Annotated in this window: 19 protein-coding genes and 3 tRNA genes; 13 read left to right on the forward strand and 9 right to left on the reverse strand. The window is 37.6% G+C overall.

Annotated features, from left to right (window positions below; all coding sequences use genetic code 11):
• Positions 1–265 precede the first annotated feature (265 nt).
• A complete protein-coding gene (locus tag EXE09_RS16235; RefSeq protein ID WP_087554085.1) occupies positions 266–1438 on the reverse strand; it encodes an acyl-CoA dehydrogenase family protein in 1173 nt (390 codons plus the stop codon).
• 179 nt (positions 1439–1617) lie between these two features.
• Here EXE09_RS16235 and EXE09_RS16240 point away from each other — a divergent pair, with 179 nt between their 5' ends.
• The 5 genes from EXE09_RS16240 to EXE09_RS16260 all read left to right on the forward strand — a co-directional run bounded on the left by EXE09_RS16240 (position 1618) and on the right by EXE09_RS16260 (position 7361).
• Positions 1618–1875, forward strand: a complete 258-nt coding sequence (locus EXE09_RS16240) for a succinate dehydrogenase assembly factor 2 (protein WP_068973589.1) — start codon at positions 1618–1620, stop codon at positions 1873–1875.
• A 37-nt stretch (positions 1876–1912) separates the two neighbouring features.
• On the forward strand, positions 1913–2296 hold the full coding sequence (locus EXE09_RS16245) for a hypothetical protein (protein WP_416332371.1): 384 nt from the start codon (positions 1913–1915) through the stop codon (positions 2294–2296).
• 582 nt (positions 2297–2878) lie between these two features.
• Positions 2879–3976, forward strand: a complete 1098-nt coding sequence (locus tag EXE09_RS16250; RefSeq protein WP_087553849.1) for a hypothetical protein — start codon at positions 2879–2881, stop codon at positions 3974–3976.
• 112 nt (positions 3977–4088) lie between these two features.
• Entirely contained in the window at positions 4089–4697 is a 609-nt protein-coding gene (gene rrtA / locus EXE09_RS16255) for a rhombosortase (RefSeq protein WP_130117946.1), read from the forward strand.
• A gap of 465 nt (positions 4698–5162) precedes the next feature.
• Positions 5163–7361, forward strand: a complete 2199-nt coding sequence (locus EXE09_RS16260; RefSeq protein ID WP_087553847.1) for a TRAP transporter large permease subunit — start codon at positions 5163–5165, stop codon at positions 7359–7361.
• A 187-nt stretch (positions 7362–7548) separates the two neighbouring features.
• Here EXE09_RS16260 and EXE09_RS16265 read toward each other — a convergent pair whose 3' ends face one another.
• The 7 genes from EXE09_RS16265 to rnr all read right to left on the reverse strand — a co-directional run bounded on the left by EXE09_RS16265 (position 7549) and on the right by rnr (position 15236).
• On the reverse strand, positions 7549–8433 hold the full coding sequence (locus EXE09_RS16265; RefSeq protein WP_130117947.1) for a DMT family transporter: 885 nt from the start codon (positions 8431–8433) through the stop codon (positions 7549–7551).
• 169 nt (positions 8434–8602) lie between these two features.
• Entirely contained in the window at positions 8603–9043 is a 441-nt protein-coding gene (locus tag EXE09_RS16270; RefSeq protein WP_087553845.1) for a hypothetical protein, read from the reverse strand.
• Between the two features lie 16 nt (positions 9044–9059).
• Positions 9060–9269 (reverse strand): YheV family putative zinc ribbon protein, encoded by a 210-nt coding sequence (locus tag EXE09_RS16275; RefSeq protein WP_171405037.1) that lies wholly within the window; start codon positions 9267–9269, stop codon positions 9060–9062.
• Positions 9270–9311: 42 nt separating this feature from the next.
• Positions 9312–11366, reverse strand: a complete 2055-nt coding sequence (locus EXE09_RS16280; RefSeq protein WP_165382078.1) for a M3 family metallopeptidase — start codon at positions 11364–11366, stop codon at positions 9312–9314.
• A gap of 89 nt (positions 11367–11455) precedes the next feature.
• The gene (locus EXE09_RS16285; RefSeq protein ID WP_130117948.1) at positions 11456–12067 is read right to left on the reverse strand and encodes a hypothetical protein; all 612 of its coding nucleotides are present in this window, start codon (positions 12065–12067) and stop codon (positions 11456–11458) included.
• A 65-nt stretch (positions 12068–12132) separates the two neighbouring features.
• The gene (locus EXE09_RS16290) at positions 12133–12789 is read right to left on the reverse strand and encodes a hypothetical protein (protein WP_130117949.1); all 657 of its coding nucleotides are present in this window, start codon (positions 12787–12789) and stop codon (positions 12133–12135) included.
• On the reverse strand, positions 12786–15236 hold the full coding sequence (rnr, locus tag EXE09_RS16295) for a ribonuclease R (protein ID WP_130117950.1): 2451 nt from the start codon (positions 15234–15236) through the stop codon (positions 12786–12788). The genes EXE09_RS16290 and rnr overlap by 4 nt, the downstream gene beginning before the upstream one ends.
• Before the next feature lie 264 nt (positions 15237–15500).
• Here rnr and EXE09_RS16300 point away from each other — a divergent pair.
• From EXE09_RS16300 to EXE09_RS16310, 3 genes are all read left to right on the forward strand, one after another.
• Positions 15501–15590: transfer RNA gene (locus tag EXE09_RS16300), tRNA-Ser, on the forward strand.
• Positions 15591–15605: 15 nt separating this feature from the next.
• Positions 15606–15682: transfer RNA gene (locus tag EXE09_RS16305), tRNA-Arg, on the forward strand.
• 51 nt (positions 15683–15733) lie between these two features.
• A tRNA-Arg gene (locus EXE09_RS16310) sits at positions 15734–15810 on the forward strand.
• A 52-nt stretch (positions 15811–15862) separates the two neighbouring features.
• Here the strand turns inward: EXE09_RS16310 and EXE09_RS16315 are convergent.
• The gene (locus tag EXE09_RS16315) at positions 15863–16402 is read right to left on the reverse strand and encodes a hypothetical protein (protein ID WP_130117951.1); all 540 of its coding nucleotides are present in this window, start codon (positions 16400–16402) and stop codon (positions 15863–15865) included.
• 65 nt (positions 16403–16467) lie between these two features.
• On the opposite strand from EXE09_RS16315, the gene EXE09_RS16320 reads away from it, so the two are divergent.
• From EXE09_RS16320 to EXE09_RS16340, 5 genes are all read left to right on the forward strand, one after another.
• A complete protein-coding gene (locus EXE09_RS16320) occupies positions 16468–17007 on the forward strand; it encodes a contact-dependent growth inhibition system immunity protein (RefSeq protein WP_130117952.1) in 540 nt (179 codons plus the stop codon).
• A gap of 105 nt (positions 17008–17112) precedes the next feature.
• Positions 17113–17310, forward strand: a complete 198-nt coding sequence (locus EXE09_RS16325; protein WP_068973602.1) for a hypothetical protein — start codon at positions 17113–17115, stop codon at positions 17308–17310.
• 191 nt (positions 17311–17501) lie between these two features.
• Positions 17502–18161, forward strand: coding sequence for an amino acid ABC transporter permease (locus EXE09_RS16330; RefSeq protein WP_213071513.1), 660 nt, complete (start codon positions 17502–17504; stop codon positions 18159–18161).
• Positions 18151–18822: an amino acid ABC transporter permease gene (locus tag EXE09_RS16335; RefSeq protein WP_130113802.1), complete on the forward strand. Its 672-nt coding sequence runs from the start codon at positions 18151–18153 to the stop codon at positions 18820–18822. Before EXE09_RS16330 ends, EXE09_RS16335 begins: the two co-directional genes overlap by 11 nt.
• Positions 18819–19550 carry an amino acid ABC transporter ATP-binding protein gene (locus tag EXE09_RS16340; RefSeq protein WP_068973605.1) on the forward strand — a complete coding sequence of 244 codons (732 nt, stop codon included), beginning with the start codon at positions 18819–18821 and terminating at the stop codon, positions 19548–19550. The genes EXE09_RS16335 and EXE09_RS16340 overlap by 4 nt, the downstream gene beginning before the upstream one ends.
• Positions 19551–19572: the final 22 nt, after the last annotated feature.

Genomic DNA, 19572 nt, shown 5'->3' on the forward strand with positions numbered 1-19572 from the left:
ACTACTTTTGTCATTTTAAACTTCCTTCTTGTTTTGAATTGAATTTAATTCAATTTTAAATAAAATACAAATGGGTCATGTTAACTTTTATGTAAAGTATTATTTTTATAACTAATATAGATGAATTTAACGCAACTTGATCGCAGTGTAGTTTATTCGTTATAGCCTAAATTGATCTGTTAAAGATAACGGCGGATTACGAAAGGTAGATGAAGAAAAAGGAGCTTTCGCTCCTTGATCTATTTTGAATTTATTGACAATTTGTTTACATTGAACGTGAAATGAGCTCTTTCATAATCTCATTGGTACCTGCATAAATACGGTTCGCACGGTTGTCGATATAAGCACGGGCAATCGGATATTCAAGCATATAGCCATAGCCACCGTGTAATTGTAAGCACTCATCGACAACTTCTGAGAATAATTCAGAAATTTTATATTTAGCTGCCGCAGCTGCATCTACGCCTAAACTACCTTCAAGTTGTAGTTCCATGCAGCGATCTAAATAAGCACGACAGAAATCAATTTCTGTACGCATTTCAGCAAGTTTGAAACGGGTATTTTGGAAAGCACCAATCGGTTTACCAAAAGCCTTACGGTCTTTGGTGTATTGAACAGTGTGTGCTAAAGCTGCTTCAGAGCCTGCTTGGCAAATGATCGCAACCAGCATACGTTCCCACGCTAACTCTTTCATGAGCATGATGAAGCCCATGCCTTCCATACCGAGTAAATTCTCTTTCGGTACACGCACATCTTCAAAGAACAATTCACAAGTATCTTGACCTTTCATCCCAATTTTATTGAGCGGTTTACCTTTGGTAAAACCTGCACGATCTGCTTCAACAATAATTAAAGACAAGTTGGCAGAACCTTTGTCAGAATTACCTGTTTTACAAACCACGATTGCCATGTCACATAAGTAACCATTGGTGATGAAAATTTTAGAACCATTGATGACATATTCATCACCATCTAAAACAGCAGTGGTACGTACACCTTGTAAATCTGAACCTGTACCTGGCTCAGTCATCGCAATTGCAGTGACTGCTTCACCAGACACCATTTTTGGAATCCAATGTTTCTTTTGTTCTTCATTACCAAAGTTATTGATATAGTTCGCAACGATGTCTGAATGTAAAGAAAAACCTGTTGAAGAATCCATGGCATAAGCTTGTTCTTCAATCAAAATCATACTGTAAAGGCGGTCTACACCATAACCACCATACTCTTCAGGCATGGTTGCACAGAGTAAGCCCATTTCACCCGCTTTATTCCACAAATCACGATCTACATGTTGTTGAGCTTCATATTTGGCAATATTGGGAACGACTTCTTTTTCATAAAATTTACGTACAGTTTCACGAAATGCTTCATGTTCAGCATTAAATAATTTACGTGGTAACATATTTGCTAAAGGTCGGATTGCACCTGATTGCATTTTTATAATATCCATATGAGTTTTAGTGCTTTGAAATTATGTGAAAAAGAATAGACTCGCAATGAGATGAATGCTCAAAACCCATTTTTAAATGATGAATTTGGTCATTTGGTAGAATTTAGCAAGAAATTTATGGGGAATCAGGTAAACTAATGCAGAATTTACCATAGGGGAAAATGATGTCTGAAGAACTGACTTTAGAAGAACGTAAAGTGATTTATCGCGCACGTCGTGGTTTAAAAGAAATCGATGTATATTTTGACCCTTATGTAAAACAGTATTACTTACAGGCAGATGCTGAAGAAAAGTTACTCTTTAAAGAATTGGTTGATCAAGAAGATCCGGATTTATTGGACTGGTTTATGGAAGTGTCAGAACCACCACGTCCTGAGTTACGAGATTTGATTAATAAACTCAAACATTATGTTCATGGTTGATTCTGATGAATCAATTTTTAAGTGAATTGATGTGAGTATGCATCAGCGCTATGCGTTAAAACCCAGTCGTGTTGCACTGGGTTTTCAGCTTTTTAGTCTCTTGTGTATCACTATTTTATTGTCTTTTTTATTGAATATATGGTTGTGTATTCTTTTACTGGGCCTTGCTTTATTGATATTAAAAATATTTAGGAAGCAATCTACGGTTATTTGTTTAGAACAACTTGATCATGATGTGTGGAGTTTACAACAAGCTGATTGTAGGTTGATTCAACAAGTGAAAGTCAAAAAAATACTCAATCACTCTTTATATATTGTGATCACTTTTCAAAACAAAGAAGACCCAAATTTAATCATTTGGTGTGATCAATTATCTAAACAACAATGGAAATCGATGCAAACACGTGCAAGATTGAATTGATTGTTAAACAATTTTAAATTTTTGATAAGAATAATAAATATTATAAAATAACTACTTATAGAAAAATATGTCTAAATAATAAACATTGTTAGACGAGATCGCATGAAAATCACAGCAAAATAGAATTGTTAGACAATTTTCATGATGAATAATTCATTCTACAGGTAAATTAAACCTACCAACAGCGAATGAGGAATTTCCAAATGGGTGAAATTCATACGTATTGGTTTCTAATCGTCGCAATTGTACTTGCGATTACTGTAGGAAGATTAGGAACTATGCTGAGGGAACAGATTGAGAAAGCGGACAGTAATACATTTATTAGCCGTAAATTTAGAAAACTCAAAACAAATAAGCTCTCTTAGAGTTTACCGTTTAATAAGCAGCATGTGCCGAACCGTCGCTATGCTGCTTTTTTTTGCCTAAAATTTTGATAAAAATCACATTGGGTCAATTGCACAACATTTGAAGTATGGCAAATTGTTGAGATAAAATTAGAGCTATTACTCTTTTATTCAGAAGTAGCTTCTGATATTGTGAGTGAAAAAGGATATAAACACAATTATATAGAGGACAGGAAGTATGTCTAAGGTCCACAAGTTTGGTCAATTGATGCTGACCGCAGTTGTTGCCTCATCTGTTTTATCAGGTTGTTCATATGTCGTTAAATCTGGTGCAAATGTAGCATTAGGATTCAGTGAAAAGCACATTGTTCCACCTATTTTGGCAGGTAATGATACAGACATGGCTTGTAATTCAGGTAGTGCTTTAACACCTGCAATTATGGCAACCAAAGATATGGGTGCAGACCCTACACGTATGGCGGTATTGCTCTATTCAGCAGCGGGTATGTGTGCTGAAAATCGTGCGCTCGATGCGGAACTTAGATATTTACGTGCCTCAAAAGACGGTAAAGTGACAGAAGCTCAGGATGCCCGTGTAGAGCAAAAACGCTGGGCTGCGCTTGCTGCAGAGCGTCAATATGCAGGCTATCAACTTTTTGCAGAACGTTGGCAAGCAAAATATAAATATACGCTTGGCGACTCTTGTCCAACCATGCGTAAAGATTTAGACCAGACGATTTACCTGATTGGTATGTTGAGTGGTTTACAAGCCATGACCAATGACATTAACTCGGGTGGTGCTGTCAACGTGCCAAAAGATATTGCCGCGATTGTTGAACGTGGTATGGCATGTTTGGACAATAATAAATTCTGGGGCGCGCCAATGGCGACCCGTGCAGTGATTTGGATTTTATTACCTGGTGCGGGTGATGGTAAGCCGGATCCTTATCAAACATTACAACAGTCGATGCAGATTGCTGAACAAAAAGGTGTACGTTTAGCTTTTGCAATGAATGCGGTAGCAGCACAAGCCAGTGGTGATGATGCTAAGTTAAGAGGCGCATTGAAATCATATGCGGCATCACGTGCAGATGATAAGCCGATCAATCCTGAGTTTAGATTATTGGATGGTATGGCTGGTCAAATGATTCAAGGTATCGCAGATCGTTATTGGACTGAGCATACTGGGGTTCGTGCTGCGGATGATGGTATGACAACATTCTGGGACGAACAAGCTTCAAGTGGTGATGATGAGTTATTTAATGACTTGCCTGCGCCAACAGAAGGTGCTGGAGATACAGCAGCGCCAGCTGAAGATACAACTGTAGCACCTTAACTTTAGGTGACGTTATGCAAGCGCTGATCGATAAAAGGTCATTAAGTTTGAAGATGAGTTAGAATCAAAGAAGAGCGCTCGCTCTTCTTTTTTTACATTTTCATGGTGGAAAATGATACAAGTTAAGCAAAATGACACAGTATTGTTTATTTTCTTCAGTCTGATTTTTTTTGCGGTACTGCAATGTTTTCAGGATCATTTGATTTATCGACATGACTTGTTTTGGAATCAGCCTTGGCGTTGGTGGACGGCGCATTGGGTACATGTGGGATGGATACACTACGTTTTAAATGTGCTGGCTTTGATGTGTTTGCCATTTTTATTTCCGCAGATCAATAAAAAAGCTTTATTAGGTTTGCTGATTGTTTTACCACCATTATTGAGCTTGAGTTTTTATTTTTTTTATCCTGAAATTTATGCCTATGCAGGACTATCAGGCATATTGCATGGTTTATTTGTTTTTTCTGCATTGATGAGTTTAAAAGAAAAGTCAGAAAGACATTTTGCTTTGATTATTTTACTGGGCATCATTTTAAAGCTTGTTTGGGAACATTTTTTTGGCGCATTACAAACGCAGCAATTGATCGGGCATCCAGTCTTGACACAAGCTCACTTACTTGGCGTGATCTATGGAAGTTTAGCCGCTGCGTTGTGTTTATTTTTTCAAATCAATGTTTTTAACACAAAACTACAGACTTCAAAAGAATCGCACTTTGATTGAAAATGTTGAAATGAATGATGTGCTGTGAGGAATTTTATTGTCATATTTCCAAAACACAAAGAAAGTGTATTGGGTTGATTCTGCTTAGTTTTATTTAAAACAATGAAAAGAAAATATTTACAATAATGCATTTTTAGAGTTAAAACCTGAATTTTTATTAATTTTTCCGTGATTAATGAATAATCAGTCACTATTTATATTGATTCATTTGAAATTCAAGGTATTTTAATAAGAGTAAAAGATAGGCATAAGATGATGTGTAGACATTAATTTTTAAACTAAGCGATGAGTTGACAAAATACTCGCCGAAAAAATAAATCTTTGTCATGTTTTTTTTAAGAAAATTACGGCACCTTTAGAGTGTAATGATAGGAATGGGTATTGGTAAAGGATTTTACTATCACCTAATAATAAAGATGAGCTGTACATGTTTGTTGTACGGTGGGCATAAAAACTGGAATAACAATGCAAGATTCTGTAAATAATAGATCAGGATTAGGTCTACTCAGTTATATCTGGAATGAGTGGATCTCAACCTTTGTCGTCCTTGTTCTGCTTCTGTTGACTTTGATCATTGGAACAGGGGATATGATTCATGGACAGATGCTTCGTTTCGGTGAGCGTCTATATGGAGATGAGAAAATAGGAATGCAATATTCCTATTTACGTGCTGAACCCACCAAGCCATCGTGTGACCGTAATATGGACATCGATAAGCTTGTAAAAGAAAAAATGGAGCAGGAAGCAAAAGATCCGGATGCAGCGTTTTTCGGTTTAACCCCAGAGGCTGATGTTCGTGCTTCATTTGTTTCAGCTCAATCAGACTGTAATCAAAAATATGCTTTTTATGATAAAGCCAATAAGCATATGGAACAGCATTCAACGATTCGTAGCTATCGTTCGATGGAAACAGGTTTCTTCTGGATACTCAAATGGGGTACAGAGAACCGCGTTCTGATTCTTATTTTAATGGTGGTAATTGCTTCAATTACAGCTTCATTGAAAATGCACCACATCGGTTTGCGTCCTGCGCGTACCAAACTTGATTTCAAAGTCTATAACATCGCAATGGTAATCGGTAATGCTTTACTGAGCTATTCAGTGATTAGCCAATACCGTTCTGTTTTAAATTCTGGTGTGGAGTCTACTCACGAAACCATAGGTGTGTATTGGCTATGGATGATTTTATTTGTCATCTTGACCATTATCAGTTTGTTTAAATTGTTCCGTACACCTGCTGATGCTGAAGAGGGTGGTAACTTCGGACTCGCAATGTTGAGTATTCCGTTATACGCATTCATGGCGATAGTCACAGGTATTGCATTTACCTTCTTTATGGACTATCCAATGGGGCAAGGAATTTACCTTGGCTTGTTGACTGAGTTCTCGAATATCTTCTTGAATTTAGCATTGTTCATTTGGGCAGGTATGTTGTTGACGCAAACACGCGTCATGGATTTATTCTTAGCGATTTTACGCCCATGGAATCTTGCGCCAGAAACATTGACTTGGATCATTTTGATTGGTGCTGCAATTCCAACTGCTTATACGGGTGCTTCGGGTATCTTCGTCGTTGCAGCGGGTGCGATCATTTATAAGGAAGTTTGGAACTCAGGTGCGCGTCGTCAATATGCATTGGCTGTATCTGCAATGTCAGGTTCATTGGGTGTCGTACTACGTCCATGTTTACTTGTTATTCTGATCTCGATGCTCGATAGCCGTCATGTGACTTCAGATGAATTATTTGATCATGGTATCTATGTATTCTGGTTAACTGCATTTATTTTCCTTGGTGTGTCTTTATTCCTTGCTGAAGATAAATTCCGTATTAATTCACCGAAAACAGCTGTACCTGGAATGCTACGTGCTTTAGTACCTGTGATTCCTTATGTTTTAGTGGTTATTGCAGTAATTGGTTTCTACCAATATGGTTTAGACACTAAAATGGATGAGTTTACAGCACCTGTAATTCTTCCAATTATGCTCTTGGCATTTATCTTATTTGATAAGTTCTTTGGTGATAAGTTACCAGTACCTGAGAATCCAAATAAAGCACTTGCATTGCAACATGAGCAAGATTCTGAATATTTACGTGAACATGGAAATACGGCTGAGAAGAAGCGTGGTTTTGCAGGTTCAGTTTGGTTCTCAACCTCTGAAAGTGTGGGGCATATTGGTGCTTTAATTATCTTGATGGCGTTATCTGCAAGTGTGGGCGGTCTGATTGAGCGTAGTGAAATCGTGACTATGGTTCCAACGCATTTGGGTAGTATCTTGATCACACTTGGCTTCATGGCGTTATTACTCGCGATGATCGGTATGACCACAGATCCATTCGGTGCGGTGATTCTTGTTGCTGCGACAATTGCGCCTGTTGCCTTTGAGAATGGTATCCATCCAATCCACTTCTGGATGATTGTACTGGTTGCATTTGAATTCGGTTATGTGACACCACCAGTGGCACTGAATCACTTGCTGACGAGGCTCTCCGTCGGTGATGCGGAAGTCGCCGCCGCCGATGCAGAAGCGAAAGCCAAATACACAAGCTTCTATTATCGATATGAACGTTGGATCTTGCCAATCGTGGTGTTGTTCTCATCACTGCTCTTGGTTACTTACGGTCCATACTTGTTTAATCTGTTCGACTGGTACCCGAACAAGTAGTTGAACTAAAATATAGTGATAGATGAAAGCGCCTTCGGGCGCTTTTGTTTTTTGCTGAGTTATGGAAGAAGAATGATTGAGAAATGATGATTGATAAAGTGAAAGAGAGAAAGCTTAGTGTTCTGCTGATTGTAATAAAATATGGGAGGATTCACGGGTATTTTATGAATGCTCTCTAAGTATAAGTTTAGGGTTTAAATTGATTTAATTTCTTCTGTAATATTGGATTACACAGAATGATGGCAACTAAAATAAAGCCGAAACCGATTAAGCTATAGTGATCCGGTATTTCACCCCAAAATAAAAATCCCCATGTCCCTGCAAAAATAATCGCAATATAATTCACAGGACCAATTTGTCCCGCAGGTGCAAGCTTGTAGGCATAGGACATAAACATTTGACTGATATTCGCTAAAAGCCCAGCACCAATTAAAAATGCTAATTCTTTAACTGTATAAGGACGAATCATCCAGAACATCGGAATTGCTGAAATGACTGTGCCAATAAAACAGAAATAAAATACGATGCGTTCAGGCGGTTCTGTACTGGTCAACGCACGAACGGTGACAAATGCCATCGCGGCTAAAAAACTGGCACTCAAACCAATCATTGAAATTTGATTGAACATTCCGCTGTCAGGTTTAGCGACACAAATGACACCAAATAGTCCGAGTCCAGCAGCAATAAGCATCGACAAGGTAATTTTTTCTTTGAGAAATAACCATGCAATCAATGGGATAAAAATCGGTGAAGAATAAGTAAAGACCATGGCATTGGACAATTTAAGATGTGCAATGGCATAGAAAAAGCCATACATCGCCGTGAGTCCCACAAGCGCACGCCATGTATGCATCCATAATTTTTGGGTTTTAAAAAAAACAATGCCTTTATTAAAAATCAGTGGCAGAAAAATAAAAATCCCAACAAAATTACGGAAGAACACGATCGTATAATTATCTAGAGTATATGATGCATAGCGGATACAGACGCCCATGATTGAAAATAAAAAAGCAGAGAGCATGAGTAAGCCGATTGCAATCAAAATATTGTTATTGGGTGATTCTGTGTTCATGATGGATGCATTGGCAAGATTTATGTTGAATCTTAGCAAATTTTGAGTGATTAAAATTCAGAGGATGATTGGTGTATTTTTTAATAATTTAAAGTTTTTGATTCTTAACAGTATATTTAAATTTGAAAAAGCTTTAACCATTTGAGTTAAAGCTTTTATTAAGCGTGGATTATTGAGTTTGCGCAGCCAATTGCTGTTCAAGGATTTTGATTTGTTCTTCTTTTAGCTTGATCAGTTGGTCTGCATCAGCATGTTGAGATTTTAAACTTTGTTGTTGTTCACCCAATTGTGTTTGAATGTCATCTAGTTTAGCAACCTCTTCTTTGGCAAGACTCGCATTTTCAGGAACCTTATCTTTTAAAATAGTTTCATTCACCAATTCAATATGATTCGATTCAGATGCTGCTGTTTGTTCAATTGCTTGTGCAACAGGCGGTGTAACAACTTCAGTTTTTTTCGTCGTTATCGGTGTGTTTAGTTGATCATTGGTTGCGGTTTTATTCGATGGATTATTTAACCAGAAGAAAACAGCGATGAGTAAAATAACAACAACTAAGCCAGCCGCAATGATCCACATTAATTTTGGATTATTCCTTTGATCTATTTGCATTTTTTTGTGATCCAATCTACTTTGAGGAACGAGGCTTGAATTGAATTACCCCAATTTCATCAGGTACGGCAGGCTCTTCAGGTGCGTCTATGTGGGTAGGACGATTTTCAGAGTAGCCACACTCGATGCATTCAATCCATTCAGCATCGTTTTGGGTGAGCATAACAATACGATCCATCGCTTCACATTTAGGACATTTTGCACCAGCAATGAAACGACGTTTAATATTCATACACCCACCACACTTTAAACAATTTTAAAGCTTAGTTTAAGCGCTTTTAGCGTTATTCGTCCAACCCTGATGTCGTAATAATGCATCTATTTTAGGCTCACGCCCACGGAAATTGATAAATGCGTCAAGTGCCGTATCTTTTCCGCCAACTGCAAGGATTGCCTTACGAAATTCCTGACCAGTTTGGGTGTTAAAAACGCCCTCATTCTCAAAACGATCAAAGGCATCGCTGGCTAAAACTTCTGCCCATTTGTATGAGTAATAACCCGCAGCATAGCCCCCCGCGAAAATATGACTAAAGCCATTTTGGAAACGGTTATAAGGTGCAGTAGCTAATACCGCATATTTGTTGCGAATATCATCTAGAGTTGCTTGGATTTGTTCCGCATTTAAAGCAGGTGTTAGTTTGTGAATGCTGAGATCAAACAGTGCAAACTCGATTTGACGTAACGTTTGCATACCTGATTGGAAGAAACGAGCATCTAACAATGCTTTAAGCAAGTCATTTGGCAATGTATCTTTAGATTCGATATGTTCGCTGATTAGGGCGAGGCTTTCAGTATCCCACGTCCAAAATTCCATAAACTGACTAGGCAATTCCACGGCATCCCATGCCACGCCGTGTGTTCCTGCTACAGAAATATTATCCACCTCAGTCAGCATGTGGTGTAAACCATGTCCAAATTCATGGAACAATGTATTCACTTCATCATGAGTGAGTAGGGCGGGTTGGTCACCAACAGGTGGCGTGAAATTTCCGACCATATAACAAATCGGTTTTTGTAAGCCTTCATCTGTTTGCATACGTGAACGGAAACCACTCATCCATGCACCACCACGTTTACCGCTACGTGCATAGAGATCGAAATAGAAACCACCGATCACAAAGCCTTGATCTTCCAATTCATAATAATGCGCATCTGCATGCCAAAGCGGTGCTTCACGTTCAACAACTTTGATGCCATATAAACGATTTACAACATTGAATAAACCTTGAATCACTTTCGGTGCAGGGAAGTATGGTTTTAAATCTTCTTGAGAAAGATTGAATTTTTGTACTTTGAGTTTTTCAGAATAATAGGTGCTGTCCCACGGTTTGAGTTCATCAATACCATCTTGATGAGCAATGGCTTTCAGCTCTTCGATTTCTTGTAGGGTAGGCTTACGTGCATGTTCCGCCAAATCCACGAGAAATTGATTCACAGTTTCAACATTAGGCGCCATTTTTGAAGCCAGTGAATATTCTGCATAATTATCAAAACCTAAAAGTTTCGCCATTTCTTGACGCAAACTTAAAATCTCAACCATCACAGGGGCATTGTCATACTGTGTATCCTGCGCTTGATCAGAAGCGCGAGTCACATAAGCGTGATAGATTTCTTCGCGTAGCGCACGGTCTTCGGCATAAGTCATGATCGCCAAATAAGATGGAATATCTAAAGTGGCAACAGGCTGTTCTAATTCACGTTGCTGACCATACTGTTTTAATAGTTCAATACTGCTTTGTGGCAAACCTTTGAGTTGCTCTTCACTTAATGGCTTGTGATAAGCCTGCGTTGAATCTAAAACATGGTTGGAAAAGTCAGATGACAGTTGTGAAAGTCGTGCTGAAATTTCCGCATAACGTTTTTTCGCTTCACCTTCGAGTGCCACACCTGAAAGTTTAAAGTCACGTAAAGCCAATTTGATTGCGCTTTGTTGTGCAGCAGGCAAGTCTGCGAAAATTAGATTGTCATGAATATTTTGATAGGTTTGGAATAGGGAAACGTGTTGTCCAAGCTGTGTGTAATACTCGCTTAAACTCGGTAAGAGTGATTGGTAAATTTCACGTGTTTCAGCGTTGTTCATTACCGCATTGAGGTGTGATAAAACACCCCATGATTCGCTCATATTGTTTTCAAGTGTATCTACTTTTTCTAAAACATGCAGTTGTGTTTGAATGCTTTCAGGGACTTGTGTCAGTTCATTTAAAAAATTCTGACCATCTTGAATGGCTTGTTCGATATTTTGTTTGAGTTGATCTAATGTGATTTGATCGAAGTGTGGTACAGGCAATGTCGCCTTTTCTAATGTCATTGTTTCTAAGGTCATGGGTGATGCCAAAATAATGTCCTGAATTATCTATAGATGTAGGGCTTCTGGACAGGGAAATCAAGCTTTGGCAATAAATTTAAACAGTGCTATTGGATTTTCTTGGTTTTTAGATCGAATTCAAATGGCACTGAATAGACACCTGCATCAAAACTAATTCCTAGAATGTTCTTTTTAAGATAAAAACCATCTGCATTTTTTAAATCAATTGTATGCGGATCTTCTGCATAATCTCGATATAAATATTGCATATCAGCACTATTACATTCTTCTGTGATTGGTGTTTTGGGTAAGATACATGGTTCGAGTTCTTCACCAATTTGTCGTGAAATATTTGTTGCTGAAAGCTCATATTTTTTAATAACTTGATCTAGTGTCATGAGCTTTTTATTTTTAAGATCAATCACAAAATATCGGCTTCGATAATACGTACGACCACCTGAAATTTCTTGATTCACCCGAATACTTAAATAATCATGGTCTTGATAAATTTTGTCACTTTCAAAGTCAATCGGTACTCCCTCATCCTGTAAAAGTTGTTGTTGAATTTGTTGGTTGATCTTTTCAAAGTCTTTACTCTGAATGTAGGGAATATTACCTGTAAATGAGCTGAATTTTTTAGGGACAGAGTGAGTAGTAAATATAGATACTGCATAAAGATTTGTGGAAATAAGCAGAGTGAGCAAAATTATATTTTTCATTGATGCATCATCTTTTTGTTTTATATTCAAATTTTAGCATGAACTTTATGCAATTTGAGAGCCGATTAATGATTCTTCTCAGATATACGAATATGATCAATTGAGTAAACAATTGTGCCAAGTGAACTTTTTTGACTGGTGATTTGCAAAACGACTTGTTTATTTTTATATCGCTCAAATTCATCTTTATTGATTTTGAAAATAGGTAAGCAGGAGTATTTGTTAGATAAGCAATAAGTTGTATTTCCTTTAAAGCTATGTTCTTTTGTATGTGCTGCTAAAATTTCAACAGATTTGATTCCAGATATTTTCGTATAAAACATAGGAAAAAGCTGAGAAAAATTAAGCCAGAATACAGGTATAAAACAGATGGGAAATATGATCAGACAATAAAGCAAAGGTCGTTTCTGAAAATTCTTCCATGAACGCGGAATGATCCATTGTTGCTTAGTATTTAAAAAGAAGAAATACTGAATGATGGCACAGTAAAGAGTAATTGAAGCACAAAGAGCAAAGATATTGACCGTTTTTGTTGCATGAAAATTAACAGATGAAACCCCGTAAGTTGCACTAATGAGTGAAAGAAACAGAATGAAAATCACATAATAATGGTAATAATATTTAGAAATTGAACTTTTTGACATGGCAAATTTTATTTTAAAATTTAGATAATTATAAACAAAAAGAGCGCCGAAGCGCTCTTGTTTTAAACTGAAAATCATTCATCCTTTGCTTTTGCATTGGACTTTTTCTTTTTCGGTTTAGCCTTTTTCTTTACTTTATCTTTAGCCTTTGTTTCAGGCTTCGTTGCACTGTTTTTACTAGACTTTTTACCGTAAGAACTAGGCTTTCCTTTTGATTTTTTCTTTCGAAAGGGACGTTCTCCATCGTCACTGACATTGTTATTGTCAGCATCCGATTTAACACGTGTAGGACGATCAGAAAAAACTTCTTCTTTTGCTGTTGGTTTCGCAACGCGTGGCGCACGACTACGAATCACACGACCTGCATGAGAAAGTTGTTGTAACAGCTCAAAGTCGATCTTGCGTTCTTCAATATTCACACCAGCAACTTTGATTTTCACCTCATCGCCTAAGCCAAAGACTTGTCCGCGATTTTGACCGACAAGACTTTGACTGACTTGATCAAAGACAAAATAATCATCGCCCAATTGGCTGACATGCACCATACCATCGACATACAAATCTTTCAGCGTCACGAATAAACCAAATTCAGCCGTTGCACTGATCACACCGACAAATTCTTCACCGATATGTTGTTGCATATAATGACATTTCAACCAAGAAGTCACTGAGCGAGAGGCTTCATCGGCACGACGTTCAGTGGCAGAGAAGTGTTCACCTGCTTCATCCAAGGCTGAGCCTGAAAGCGGATATTTCTTGGTCGTTAAACTAGCTTTGATGGCACGATGCAACAATAAGTCAGGATAACGACGAATTGGCGAAGTGAAGTGCGTATACGCTTCATAAGCCAAACCATAGTGACCGACATTTTTCGGACCATAATAGGCTTGCATCATTGAACGTAATAAGACAGCATGAATACTTGGTGCATCAATACGATCTTTGGTCGCTTCAATGACTTTTTGATAATCGGCTTGTGTCGGCTGATCAGGGAATGGCAAACCAAGCAATTTCACAAAATCTTTAACTTTTTGAATGCGTGAAAACTCAGGTGCTTCATGTACACGGTACAACATTGGCACTTCATTTTTTAAGCAATATTCAGCGGCTGCCACGTTGGCAAGCAACATACATTCTTCAATCAGTTTATGTGCAACATTACGTGAACGAGGCAGGATTTCTTTAATTCCACCTAAATCATCAAATGTCATATAGGTTTCAACAGTTTCGAATTCCATTGCATGGCGTTCAGCACGTAAACCTTTGAGTGTCTCATACAATTGATAAAGTGTATTTAATGACTTACGTACATCACGATCTTCAGGAACCGCTTTGCTGTCACCATCTAAGTATTGAGCGACTTGGGTATAAGTCAAACGTGCTTTTGAATGCATGACTGAAGGGTAGAATTCAAACTTCGTCACACGACCTGCACGACTTAAATTCAAATCACAGACCATACATAAACGGTCAACGTGCGGATTTAAAGAACATAAACCATTCGACAGTGCTTCAGGCAACATTGGCAAGACGAAATGTGGGAAATACACCGATGTACCACGTTCTTGCGCTTCATCATCCAAAGGTTTACCAATGCGGACATAGTGGCTGACATCTGCAATTGCCACGACCACACGATAACCGCCACCCGGACGCTTTTCAGCATAAACTGCATCATCGAAGTCACGTGCATCTTCACCATCAATGGTGACTAATGGCAAATCACGCAAATCAATACGACCCGCACGATCTTTTGCCGAAGGCTCTTTAAAGCTTTCAGCTTCTTTTACAACTTCTTCTGGAAATTCGTACGGTAAACCATATTCTAAAATGGTTTGAGGAATAATAATTTCCGTATCCGCTTTATCTGCCATGGATTGGATGATATGACCTGTGGCAAATTCATCACGGGTTGGATAATCATCAATTTCGACACGAATTGAATCACCGACTTTAGCTTTGGCATGCTCAATCAGTTCTTTTTCTAAGGTAATCGGCTGATGTGCATTGGGATTTGAAGGTTGAATAAAATATTCATCTTCAAATTCAGCGACTTTACCAATCAGCTGTTTCACTCTGCGTTGAGTAATTTCAGTGATATAGCCCCAAGCTTTACCTTTACGATCTACTGAGGTTTGTTGGACTTTAACACGGTCGCCGTGGAAGACTTGGCGCAGTTCACGCTCAGGCAGTAAAAATTCTTCTTTTTTACCATCAATACTGGCAACACCTAAGCCTTTGGAGTTGACATAAACAGTCGCATCCAAAATCGGTTGGTCTGCCATGAGTTGGTATTTAAAACCATCCTTCATCAGTTGACCATCACGCACCATTGCGCTTAAACGATGGCTCAGTGCATCTATACTTTTTTGATCGGCAATTTCAAATGCTTCCACTAAATCAGCATGTGATTGTGGTTCTTGTTTTTGTTCTATCGTTTCAAGGATAAGGGTACGACTTGGAATAGGATTGTCGTAACGTTCGGCTTCAGCTTTCGCTTCAGGATCGACCCAATTTTTCATCATGTATTTGGTTTCTATTCAGAAGATAGGATTAGCATAAGTCATACAGGCAAATACTGCACGTAATTGATTGCAATATTGTGTTTTAAATTTTGATTTACGAAATTTTTTTTAAAATTTTAAGCTAAATACTTATTTTGCAGCATAAAAAAAATACAAAATGATGAAAATTGCTTAAAAAGTATTTAATTGAGTAAATTTCTCTATTTTTTTTAATGTCATCCCTTGCCGAATCGGCTTTTAGTTTGTATTATGGCGGCTCGTTACGGTGAGATGGGTGAGTGGCTGAAACCACATCCCTGCTAAGGATGCATACGGGTAACTGTATCGAGGGTTCGAATCCCTCTCTCACCGCCAACGAATACTTATGATGCGCTCATAGCTCAGCTGGATAGAGCACTTGGCTACGAACTAAGGGGTCGGGAGTTCGAATCTCTCTGAGCGCACCAACTTAAATAAGTATTCGAAAAGTAACGGAGCCTTTATAGGCAATCAGGTACGCGCTCATAGCTCAGCTGGATAGAGCACTTGGCTACGAACTAAGGGGTCGGGAGTTCGAATCTCTCTGAGCGCACCAACTTGATGAAATTAACCGCTTAATTGCGGTTTTTTTGTGTCTGGGGTTTAGGTCATAGATTATCTTCCTCTTCATCAAGACCATCTAAAGCGAATTTATATTGATGATTTTGGTAGTACTGGATAGAGGGTTGAAGCCAAATATTCTGCTTAATTGCTTCTAAAAATTTTTCAGCATTGGAAGTTTGATAAATATTAAGGATCTCATTAAGTATTTGTTTTGCTTCATCATCATCAGGAGATGTGGACATACCTAAAATATCGTGGACATAAAGTACGATATATTGTTTTTGAATGTCCTGTATAAAGGCAATAAAGTCATTAGCAAGTTGTAGAGCACGTTTTCCAAAGACACTCCATAAATTTAAATGTGATTTAAAGTTTATAATTCCTTGATTCTTGTCAATCGTGAGATAATAAGCATAGTATTGATCATCTGTTGGGTTTTCTATAATTTCAATGTTTTTATGGTGATATAGTGAGAACCAAAATAATGGGAACATATTTTTGATATATAAGTCTAAATCTTGGGGAGCTAAATTATTTTGAGCAATAGGATTGTCTGAAAAGACTAATTGTGTGTAATTTCCCATTCTTGTTTCCTTTATTATTACATTGTAATTTTAGAAGATTTTAAAATGAATTAGAAAATAGAACTATGCAAAAATTAAAAAATTTATTTAATCGTTTTATTCATAAAGAAGAAGAGTGGCGAAATATTGAAATTGTATTTGGGCGTGAGTTCATTTCAATTACTACTTGGATAAGTGCTGGATTGACTATCAGGGATTTATCTTACGCTCCAATTGTACTGAATATGAATTGTACCGATAGTGAGTTTATTCATGCGATTAAATTGGCATTCGAGCGATGTACATTTGTTAAAGTAAAAGAGCGGAGTGTTTATTGTAAACAGGCATTAGAAAATACTTTGCAATATGATGAATTTTTAAAAAAAGAAGAAATGTCATTAATACAGCAATTTGAATATAAAACCCGAAAAGAGTTGCATCGGGATCAAAAAACTTTATCTGTATCATATAATTCAGTCGAATATCAATTTATTCCCTGTCAAACAAAGAGTGATGGATTTGTAGGTATTGAAACGATAAGTTTACCCATGCAAGTATCAGATCAGGAGTTGCTAAGAAAAGTTAGAGAAATGATGGGTTTATGCACAAGTATATACAAAATATAATTGTATATACAGGGCGTCATTTTTTGTCGCACAACTTTGATTACTGGCTCTATTTACTCACTAAAAGCTTTAAAATAAAGAGAGGAATAGAAGTATTGAAAGAACATGAAAAAATATACAGACGGATATTATATTTACCAGCATGTTGATTTTGTTTGTCATTTCAATCTACATCAATGTGATGGCTGTAATCGAACAATGACAGGCTTTGTTTATGAGCTTCAGATTCAAAGTTTTGACAATGAAGCTATTATTTTCTGTGCTGAATGTATGGAGCAGTTGGAGTTGGTTGCAACAGACTAACGATGCAATCTAACTGTCGAATTATATTTTTAAAGAAAATGTATTTTTAAATTAAACAATATTCATTCATTTTTATCGAAAAGCTTATCTGATAACAATATTTATTGAGGAAAAATAAGCACTGTAAGATCGTCCCAACTCACTTTTTTTGCTTTAGCACAAAGCATAACAAAAACATTTGGACGAATTCTTTGAACTGGCAATATATCTACAGTGTGATGCCACAGTTTGTTTCAGCAACTCTGACGACACTCAAAATTTCAATGATTAGCATCATACTTGCCATAGTGGTTGGTTTAATTTGCAGTGTCTTAATCACGTATAAAATCAAGATATTCGACAAAATAGCCAAAATTTATATTGAAATCTCACGTAATACACCACTACTCATTCAGCTCTTTTTCCTCTACTACGGTCTACCAAAACTTGGCATTAAAATTGATGGTTTTACTTGTGGTGTGATTGGGCTGACTTTCCTTGGTGGAAGCTATATGGCGGAAGCTTTTCGAGCAGGTTTGCAAGCTGTTGCCAAAGGGCAAATAGATTCAGGGGAAAGCATCGGGTTAAGTCCCATACAAGTTTTTCAATACGTTATTTTTCCTCAAGCCTTAGCTGTTTCGATTCCTGCGATTGGTGCAAATTGTTTATTCCTCATCAAAGAAAGTTCTGTAGTCAGTGCTATCGCTGTAGTGGAATTGCTCTTTGTGACCAAAGACTTGATTGGTATGGATTACAAAACCACGGAAGCATTATTTCTGTTGATTATGTCTTACCTAATTATTTTATTACCTGTGTCCATTCTCACCAGTTATTTGGAATATCGTAGTCGGAAGGTGAGCCATGGAGTTTAATTACCTATTTCAGCCAGATCATCTCTATCGCTTGCTACAAGGTTTATGGATCACTGCAAAAATTGCTTTTATTTCCGTATTTTTTTCAGCGATTTTTGGCACGGTTTTTGGGGTGATTATGACCTCAAAAAACCTATTCATTAAAAGTTTGTGTCGTCTGTATTTAGAAATCATCCGAATCATTCCTATTCTCGTTTTACTGTTTGTTTTCTACTTTGGTTTTGCCACTTGGTTTAATTGGCAGTTCTCAGCCGTTGTGGTGTGTATCGTGGTTTTTGTGCTGTGGGGCACGGCGGAGATGGGGGATTTGGTTCGAGCTGCGATTACGTCTATAGATCAGCATCAACGAGATTCAGCGTATGCACTGGGGTTAAGCCAGAATCAAACATTATTCTATGTGGTTTTTCCGCAAAGCCTGAAACGGGTTACGCCAGGGGCAATTAATCTATTCACACGGATGGTAAAAACCAGTTCATTGGCAGTACTGATCGGTGTGGTGGAAGTGATTAAAGTCGGACAGCAAATTATTGAAAATTCATTGTTAATCGTTCCGAATGCTTCGCTGTGGATTTATGGTTTGATCTTTATTTTATATTTTCTGATTTGCTATCCCTTATCACGTTTGGCGACACATTTAGAAAAAGTTTGGGAGACACCATGACTTTGTTATCTATACAAGATTTACAGAAATCATTTGCAGAAAGTCATATTTTACAAGGCATTGATTTGGACGTAAAACAAGGTGAAGTGGTGGTGATTCTCGGTCCATCAGGTTGTGGGAAAAGCACCTTATTGCGTTGTATTAATGGCTTGGAGAAAATTCAAAGTGGGACGATTCATTTACAAGGTTCAGGTGTTCTAGGTACAGATTTACCTTGGGTTAATGTTCGTCAAAAAATCGGTATGGTGTTTCAAAACTATGAACTTTTTGGACATATGAATGTGATTGATAACATTCTTCTTGGTCCGCTTAAAGTTCAAAAAAGAAGTCGTGCTGAAGCGGAAAAAGTCGCAGATGAGTTGTTAAAGCGGGTCGGATTGTATGAGCGAAAGCAAGATTATCCACGACAACTATCAGGTGGACAGAAGCAACGAATCGCCATCGTGCGTTCATTAGTGATGCAACCGCAGGTCATTCTTTTAGATGAAATTACCGCCGCTTTAGACCCTGAAATGGTACGCGAAGTTTTAGATGTGGTTTTAAAACTTGCCCATGAGGGAATGACCATGTTGATCGTCACACATGAAATGTCATTTGCTCGAAAGGTCGCAGATCGGATTATTTTTATGGATAAGGGCAAAATTATTGAACAAGCTACGCCTGAGCAATTTTTTGAGCATCCACAAACTGAACGTGCCAAAGCCTTTTTAAATATGTTGAATTATTAGTTTTATCGCGAAACCGATATTG

The organism is Acinetobacter sp. WCHAc060025, from assembly GCF_004209355.1.
Classification (GTDB): domain Bacteria; phylum Pseudomonadota; class Gammaproteobacteria; order Pseudomonadales; family Moraxellaceae; genus Acinetobacter; species Acinetobacter wuhouensis.